Origin of the sequence: Spirillospora sp. NPDC127506, from assembly GCF_040302145.1 — a bacterium.
Classification (GTDB): Bacteria; Actinomycetota; Actinomycetes; order Streptosporangiales; family Streptosporangiaceae; genus Spirillospora.
The window spans coordinates 280,992-287,991 of record NZ_JBEORG010000004.1; the positions used below are offsets into that span (position 1 = coordinate 280,992).

Annotated in this window: 7 protein-coding genes; 4 read left to right on the forward strand and 3 right to left on the reverse strand. The window is 68.2% G+C overall.

The genetic code is table 11. The features are described 5' to 3' along the window. The first annotated feature begins 271 nt into the window (after window positions 1–271). Complete coding sequence (locus ABTW95_RS07145; protein WP_500225423.1) at window positions 272–880, forward strand: hypothetical protein; 609 nt, start codon at window positions 272–274, stop codon at window positions 878–880. Window positions 881–1,131: 251 nt separating this feature from the next. Next, window positions 1,132–1,860: a spermidine synthase gene (locus ABTW95_RS07150; RefSeq protein WP_500225425.1), complete on the forward strand. Its 729-nt coding sequence runs from the start codon at window positions 1,132–1,134 to the stop codon at window positions 1,858–1,860. A 328-nt stretch (window positions 1,861–2,188) separates the two neighbouring features. Here the strand turns inward: ABTW95_RS07150 and ABTW95_RS07155 are convergent, their stop codons facing one another. Genes ABTW95_RS07155 through ABTW95_RS07165 form a run of 3 tightly spaced genes read right to left on the reverse strand, consistent with a single transcriptional unit; the run spans window position 2,189 to window position 4,607 of the window. Next, complete coding sequence (locus ABTW95_RS07155) at window positions 2,189–2,836, reverse strand: LuxR C-terminal-related transcriptional regulator (protein WP_396445593.1); 648 nt, start codon at window positions 2,834–2,836, stop codon at window positions 2,189–2,191. Between the two features lie 5 nt (window positions 2,837–2,841). Next, on the reverse strand, window positions 2,842–4,122 hold the full coding sequence (locus ABTW95_RS07160) for a sensor histidine kinase (protein ID WP_500225427.1): 1,281 nt from the start codon (window positions 4,120–4,122) through the stop codon (window positions 2,842–2,844). Next, the gene (locus tag ABTW95_RS07165) at window positions 4,119–4,607 is read right to left on the reverse strand and encodes a hypothetical protein (protein ID WP_500225430.1); all 489 of its coding nucleotides are present in this window, start codon (window positions 4,605–4,607) and stop codon (window positions 4,119–4,121) included. The genes ABTW95_RS07160 and ABTW95_RS07165 overlap by 4 nt, the downstream gene beginning before the upstream one ends. 441 nt (window positions 4,608–5,048) lie before the next feature. Here ABTW95_RS07165 and ABTW95_RS07170 point away from each other — a divergent pair, with 441 nt between their 5' ends. Beyond that, window positions 5,049–5,474 (forward strand): hypothetical protein, encoded by a 426-nt coding sequence (locus tag ABTW95_RS07170; RefSeq protein ID WP_396445565.1) that lies wholly within the window; start codon window positions 5,049–5,051, stop codon window positions 5,472–5,474. 403 nt (window positions 5,475–5,877) lie between these two features. Continuing rightward, the gene (locus tag ABTW95_RS07175; RefSeq protein WP_500225433.1) at window positions 5,878–6,807 is read left to right on the forward strand and encodes an effector-associated domain 2-containing protein; all 930 of its coding nucleotides are present in this window, start codon (window positions 5,878–5,880) and stop codon (window positions 6,805–6,807) included. Window positions 6,808–7,000: the final 193 nt, after the last annotated feature.

A 7,000-nucleotide genomic window follows, 5' to 3' on the forward strand; every position in this document is an offset into this window, starting at 1 on the left:
CCCCGCGTGGCTTCGGGACGATTTTGGCGAGTACCTCACGTACGAGTCGTACGGCAGCGGCAAGTAGGTTGAGCGTGCGCGAAGCGGGGGTCTCGCGACCCCCAGCCCCCGCGACCCGGAGCACTCATTCGCGCGAGACGCCCTGTCACACCCGCCCGCCGTTCGCACGTCACTGCCATCAACAGCGCCCGACCAGCGGCAGAAGAGTGCGGCGAATTACGAACCTCTTACGCGATCGGACGGGGTGACATGGCGGTCCTACGATCAGCGCGTGTCGACCATCCGAAGCACGGCTCTGGTAACTGCAACGCCCCTCGTGCTGGCCGCGGCGGGCATGGTGCACCCTGGAGAGCTGTCCAGGGCAACCGCCACCGGCTGGGCGAACCTGCACATCGTGCTGCTACCGGTCTTTCCGTTGCTGCCGGTCGGGCTGCTGATCGTCCTGTGGCACCGGCCCCACCGTGATCTGCCGGGACTGGCCACCGTGGTGGCCTGGATCGCTGCCTTCACCTACGCCGCCTTCTACACCGGACTCGACGCGGTCGCCGGCATCGCGGCGGGAACGACAGTCGAGCACGCGCCCCGGGAAGCGGACCTGCAAGCGCTGAAAATGCCGCTCTATGACACGGCCGACGTACTCGGACGCATCGGGGTCTCCGCCCTCATCATCGCGATCGCGGCCACCGCGGTGGCGCTACTCCCCCGGCACGGCATCCGGGTTCTTCCCGGCACAGCCGTGCTCCTGATCTCTGGCTGGTCCTTCATCGACAGCCACATCTTCTGGCCGCGGGGCGTGTACACCATGCTGGGGCTGGCGTTGGGCTTCGCCCTCCTGAACTGGGCATCCCGGACGAGCGCGTCGCAATCTCCGAAGATCTGAGCAGGAACGGCCGGCCTCTCGCGTGCTGGGGGCGGCCGCGACGACGGCGACGACCGCCCCGGGGACTGGCCGAACCACCGGTTTGCGGCGACATCAGCCGTCGGTTTGGCCTGCGGTGCCGTCCCTGACTCCGCGAGAGGGTAGCGTCAGCGGCTCCCGGACCTGACCAGGGCCGTTCCGGGGTCGTGACCGCGCGGCGACTCGGACGTCCATGGAATTCGCCGGTGCGGCAGAGGGGAACGGAGGGGTGTGTGAGCGCGCGTTTCGAGGAGATCGACTGGCGTCAGACGGCCAAGGGGGCCATCAGCCTGCGGCGTCGGCGAGACCCGGCTTCGGGCACCGAGGTCTACGAGGTCAAGCTCGACGATGACTTCCTCATGTCCAGCCAGTTCACGGAGGGAGAGATCGCGCTGGCGCGGCTCGGCCTGGAGCCGCTGCCGGACACCGACCTCGACGTGGTCGTGGGCGGGCTCGGCCTCGGGTACACCGCCCACGCCGTGCTGGAAGACCCGCGTGTGCGCTCGCTCACCGTCGTGGAAGCGCTCGACGAAGTCATCGAATGGCACCAACGGCATCTGGTGCCCCTGGGCGCGGACCTGACGTCTGATCCTCGTTGCCGCCTCCTCCGGGCAGATTTCTTCTCCCTCGCCACCGATCCCCAGGGCTTCGATCCGGGCATTCCGGGACGGCGTTTCCACGCCATCGTCGTTGACATCGACCACTCGCCGCGCCATGTGCTCGACCCGGCTCACGCGCCTTTCTACGAGCCCGGTGGCCTGCGCGAGTTCACCGGCCGTCTCCACCCCGGCGGCGTGTTCGCCCTATGGTCCAACGACCCGCCGGACGAGCGCTTCAACGCCGTACTCGCCCAGGTGTTCTACGAGTCGCAAGCACACATCGTCGAATTCCATAACCCCTTCCAAGAACGGGTCGCGACCAACACCGTCTACGTCGCAAGGACACAAGCGACCCAGGCGTAACGCACAACCGATCTGCGGCCGGGTACTGATCGGCAGCGCGTACTCGGTAGATGCCAAGGTTGGAAGCCTGGATGAGCACCTGAAACGCTTCCTCAAGCGGGCTACCGCAGGGTGGGTGGCCGTCCTGCTGGAAGAGGCCGGAGCGCTCTCCATCGACCGTTCACCACCCTCGCGCATCAAGCTACGAGCCGGCTGGTGACGCTCGGCGGCATGAGAATGCGTGCAGTTATCGCGGGGTGTGCTGCGATTGCCCGCTCGGGTCCGCGGGCGACCAGTCGCTGTCAGCCGATCCGTTCGGTCAGCGCGACGATGATTCCCGGACGGATGGTCAAGGCGCCCTCAGATAGCGTAGGACGGCCAGGACGCGGCGGTGGTCGCTGCCGGTGGGCGTGAGGCCGAGCTTGGTGAAGATGTTCGCGATGTGCTTCTCCACGGCCCGCTCGGTGACCACCAGGGACGCGGCGATCGCAGCGTTCGTCCGGCCCTCCGCCATCAGGCCGAGCACCTCCCGCTCGCGCGGGGTGAGGGATGTGAGCCCGTCGTCGCGCCGGGCGGCGCCGAGCAGGTGCGCCACGACCTCCGGGTCGAGCGCGGTGCCCCCGGCGGCGACACGGTTCAGCGCGTCCACGAAGTCGTCGAGGTCGGACACCCGCTCCTTCAGCAGGTAGCCGACGCCGGCGGGCGACCCGGCCAGCAGTTCGGCCGCGTACCGCGTCTCCACGTACTGAGAGAACAGCAAGATGCCGAGCCCGGGGTGGACGCGGCGCAACTCGATCGCGGCGTGCAGGCCCTCGTCGGTGTGCGTCGGCGGCATCCGGATGTCCACCACGGCGACGTCCGGTCCGTGTTCGGCAACGGCCGCGTGCAGCGCGGGCGCGTCGCCGACCGCCGCCACCACCGAGTGGCCGCGCAGCCCGAGCAGGTGGGCGAGGCCGTCCCGCAGGATCACCGCATCCTCGGCGATCACCACGCGCAGACCGGTCACGAGGTGGTGAGGGGAAGCGTGACGGTCACGGTGGTCGGTCCTCCCTGGGGGCTCAGCACGGACAGTTCGCCGTCCACCGTACGCACCCGCTCGGCCAGCCCGGCGAGCCCGCCGCCGGCACGGGTCCGCGCGCCGCCCTTCCCGTCGTCGGTGACCGATAGCCGCAGCGTGCCGTCCCCCGGTTGGACGGCGGACACCGCGACCCGGCGGGCCGCGGCGTGCCGTCCCGCGTTGGTGAGCAGCTCGGCGGTGCAGAAGTAGGCGATCGACTCGATCGCCGCGGACGGCCGGACCCGCAGGTCCATCTCGAGCTCCGTCGGGACGGGGCTGCGGGCGGCGAGGGTCGCCAGCGCCGCGTCCAGCCCCTGGTCCAGGACGGGCGGATGGATACCGCGGACCAGCTCGCGCAGCTCGGCGATCGCCTCCCGCGCGCCGGTGCGGGCGGCGGCGACCAGCTCGCGGGCGTGCTCGGGGGTGTCGTCCGGAAGGGCCTCTTGCAGCGCGGTCAGGGTCATGGTCAGCGAGACGAGCCGCACCTGGGCGCCGTCGTGCAGGTCCCGCTCGATCCGGCGGAGCGTCGCCGCCGCGTCCTCGACCGCGTACGACCGGCTCCGCTCAAGGTCGCGGATGCGCGCATCGTCCGGCCGCGGTCCGAGCAGCGACCGCAGCACCGCCACGTCGAGACGGACGGCCAGCCGGACGGCCCGCGGCGCTGCGGCGAGCAGGACGACGCCGGCCAGCGCCACCAGCAGGCTGCGCTGCCACGTGTCGAAGTAGAACCCGCCGACGACGAGGCCCTTCCGAATCCCACCGCTCTGGTCGCGGGTGGTGATCTCGTTGAGGTGCAGGGGGAGCTGGATCGGATACGTGAGCAGGAGGAACCCGTACACCCAGGTCACGAGCACCACGGCGACGCCGAGGACGGCCAGCGGGAACCGCACGAGCAGATGCAGGAACGCGCGGTAGCCGCTGGTGTCGTGCGCGTCCTGCACCCAGGCCCGCAGCCCGGCCCGCGTCCGCGGCAGGCCGGGCGCCGGCACTCGCTCATCCAGGAGGACGGCCGCGAGCCGGCGGTGCAGTTCCCCGAACCGGCAGGCGCCACGCAACACCGCCGCCGTCGCGGCCCCGCCCAGCCGGGTGACCGACAGGACGATGCCGAGCGCACCCGAGAACACCGCGTAACACAGCCCGGCCAGGGCGACCGGGGCACTGACGAGCAGGTAGAGCGCCTCCGTTCCGGCCCGGCGGACCGCCGGGCCCCGCGGCACCTGTGTCATCGCGCCATCGTCCCATTCGGCGCTGTCCCGCCGAAGACGCGAAGCATCAGGCGAGCCTGGAGCGTAGTGGTGCCCCGCATCAAAGCGGGCATCAGCAGCAGCATCACCAGCCCGCCCGCCGCGTGGACGGCCCAGGCTCCGGCGAGCGTCGGGCCGCCCCAGGAACTGTCCAGCGAACCTCCCATCCCGATGAGCCAGCGGGCCGGGTAGAGCAGGTTGAGCACGACGATCGCCCACCCGTACGCGGCCGCCAGGAGCGACAGGGCGCCGAGCGGCAGCGACAAGAGGGCGTGCAGGATCGTTCGGAACCGTCCTGGACGTGCGGACGGCACGCCCAGCAGGCGGTGCGCGAGCGCGGGTTGCACCCGGACCCCCGTGAGCGAGGCCAGCCCGGCAGGCAGGGCCGCGAGCGCATACGCGGATCGCCGCCAGAGCGGTGGACCGAAGCGGGACCGGCGCGTGATACCGGAGAGGAGGATCGCCATGGGACACCTTCCGTGCTACGTGGACGGATGTCTCCAGGCTCGTCCCCAGGACGCCCTCGGAGCGATCGTGGGAGCAGGCGGATCGGGGTTCGGTTAACCTCACCCCTGCCCGCGGCGCAGGACGGTCCCGGGCGAGCCCCGGCAGGGCGCACAGCGCCTTGCAGCCCGGGGCCGGGCGGCCCGGCTCATGCGCATTCCCATCCGGCGAGGGTGAGCAGAATGGCTGCTTTTCGGGGGGATGCGGAGTGTGGGTCCAGTGGGGGACGGCGGGGTGAGATTCGAGTTCCGCCGTCGGCCCATCAGACCCACACCTATACGAGCCGATGTGACGGCGAAGTAGGGCCACCCAACCTTGTCGTCGCGGTGGCACCCGGCACAGCTCAGTCCGAGTTTCGGCGCTTACGTAGTCTGCCGTGGCCTTACTGACCTACCGTCAGTGACATGGACCTATGGGCGGCTGCGCTGTGGGGGTTGGCGGGTGGGCTCTGCGTGGAGGCGTTGGAGCTGTACGGCTCCATCAAGAGTGCTGAAGGCGGGTGGTCGTGGCGTCGGCCGATCCCACAGGGCTTCGCGGCGTACGTGGTGTCGGTAGTGATTCGAGTCGGCATCGGCGGTGTCGTCGCGGCCGCCGCGGTCGGCGCTCATCAGGTCGAAGGGTCGCTGGCCGCGCTGGGGTTGGGTGTTAGCGCTCCTCTAGTGATCGAAAGGCTCGCCCGCGCTGTCCCGCTTGTATCGGAAGCGCAAGTCGTCGCGTCGACTACTGGCCAACCCGCCACCGCCGCGGCCCGGACGCCGTCCGCTCGGTCCGGCAACACCGAAGACCAAACTGAGTTGGTGCTTGGCCAAGGAGGAGAGGATGCGCTCTGACACTTGGGCGGGCAGGATCGTAGGTGCACTTGGCCGCCCTCGCTCCAGGACGTCATCTCCGTCCCGCGGCGTCCTGGCCGATAGCCCCGCGGGGACGATATTGAGTGCACTTGCACGGTCAACCACGACCGAGCCGCACAACGTTCCGAAAACGAACAGGAGGCCAAGCCGAACACCGGGACGGCATGATCCTCCCAGGCGCGACCGGCCCGGCGCGACAACGACCAAAAGCACGCCCCCGCAACCCCCTGCAAAAGGTCCAGGGGATCGCCCGGACGCCATGCAAGGTAATGGCTACTTCCCTAACGGCCTCTGCTCGATCGTTGTGGTAGATATTGCCGGGTTTAGCGATCCTGCGCGAACGGATAGCATCCGCCACCACCTAAAGCTTTCGCTACTCGCGATGGTTGATGACAGCCTTTCCGGTGCCGGAATCGGTTCCGAAGAGCGATACCAGGAAGACCGCGGTGACGGAATCTTGCTGGTGCTGCCGCCGCATCACAGCCCCGAAATCCTGCTCACACACGTCGTAGGAGGTTTGCGCAGTAGGCTCAGGAGATACAACCGAACAGCCTCGAACAACGCACGACTCCGGCTCCGAGTCGGTCTGGATCAAGGAGTGGTGAAGCCCGACGGGGGCGGCCTCGTGGGACACCCTCTGATCAACGTCTTCCGGATGGTCGATGCACCGTCTTTCAAGCGGGCGATGCGGCGGTCCGATGCCCAGTTCGGGCTCATCATCTCCGAGCGAGTATACGAGGATGCGGTTCGGGCTACCAGTGAGATCGATCAAGGCGGCTTCCGGAAGATAGCGGTCCCAGTCAAGGAAAGCAGGTTTGAGGCATGGACGGACCTGCAAGCGGATGTTTCGCCGGAACACCCTGCCGGACAGCCCTCCATAACGGATATGTCGGCAAGACATTCGCCGCCTCGCCAGGGTCTTCGTTCCGGTGCCGGGACGCCGAATCATCGCCTGATGCAACTGGCCTTCGAGCTGGTAGAGCTGCTCGTGGACGACTCGCCTCTCCTGACGTCCGAGGCACGTGACCAAGTTGTGGATGAACTGCCCGAAACTGTGCGACTTGCCCTGCCCCGTGCCAATAATCCCTATCTGGATGTGTACTCGATCGTCCAATCTTGTCTGCAACTCGGCATTGATCTACGCATACTGCAGACGATTCTCAGTGACCTGTTCCCGGCATCTCGTGCAATGATCTCCGCTGTAGAGCACTTCCCTGCATACGCTGCTGAGTTGTCCGAACTCGCTTTGTCGGTATCCGTTTATTCACAGGATCCGACACCTCAACTCGGTCCTGGCATGACTGATCAATGATGGCCCACGGAAATGCGGAGACGAAAGCGGTTAGCGGTGCCACGCATGAGGCGATTCCGACCGCTCGGATCGCTTTCATAACAGCGGCGGGGTTATGGGGCTCTTCGCAATCGAGGGTGTGGTGGGGGCTGGCGCGTCGGTCCGGGGATAGAGGTCGAGGTCTCCCGAGGATGGAGGTTCCTACGCCAGCCAT

Bases quoted from the DNA above. Each gene is read 5' to 3' on its own strand.
- ABTW95_RS07160 (WP_500225427.1), bottom strand. From the start codon at position 4,122: ATGACACAGGTGCCGCGGGGCCCGGCGGTCCGCCGGGCCGGAACGGAG.
- ABTW95_RS07165 (WP_500225430.1), bottom strand. From the start codon at position 4,607: ATGGCGATCCTCCTCTCCGGTATCACGCGCCGGTCCCGCTTCGGTCCA.
- ABTW95_RS07170 (WP_396445565.1), top strand. From the start codon at position 5,049: ATGGACCTATGGGCGGCTGCGCTGTGGGGGTTGGCGGGTGGGCTCTGC.
- ABTW95_RS07175 (WP_500225433.1), top strand. From the start codon at position 5,878: ATGGTTGATGACAGCCTTTCCGGTGCCGGAATCGGTTCCGAAGAGCGA.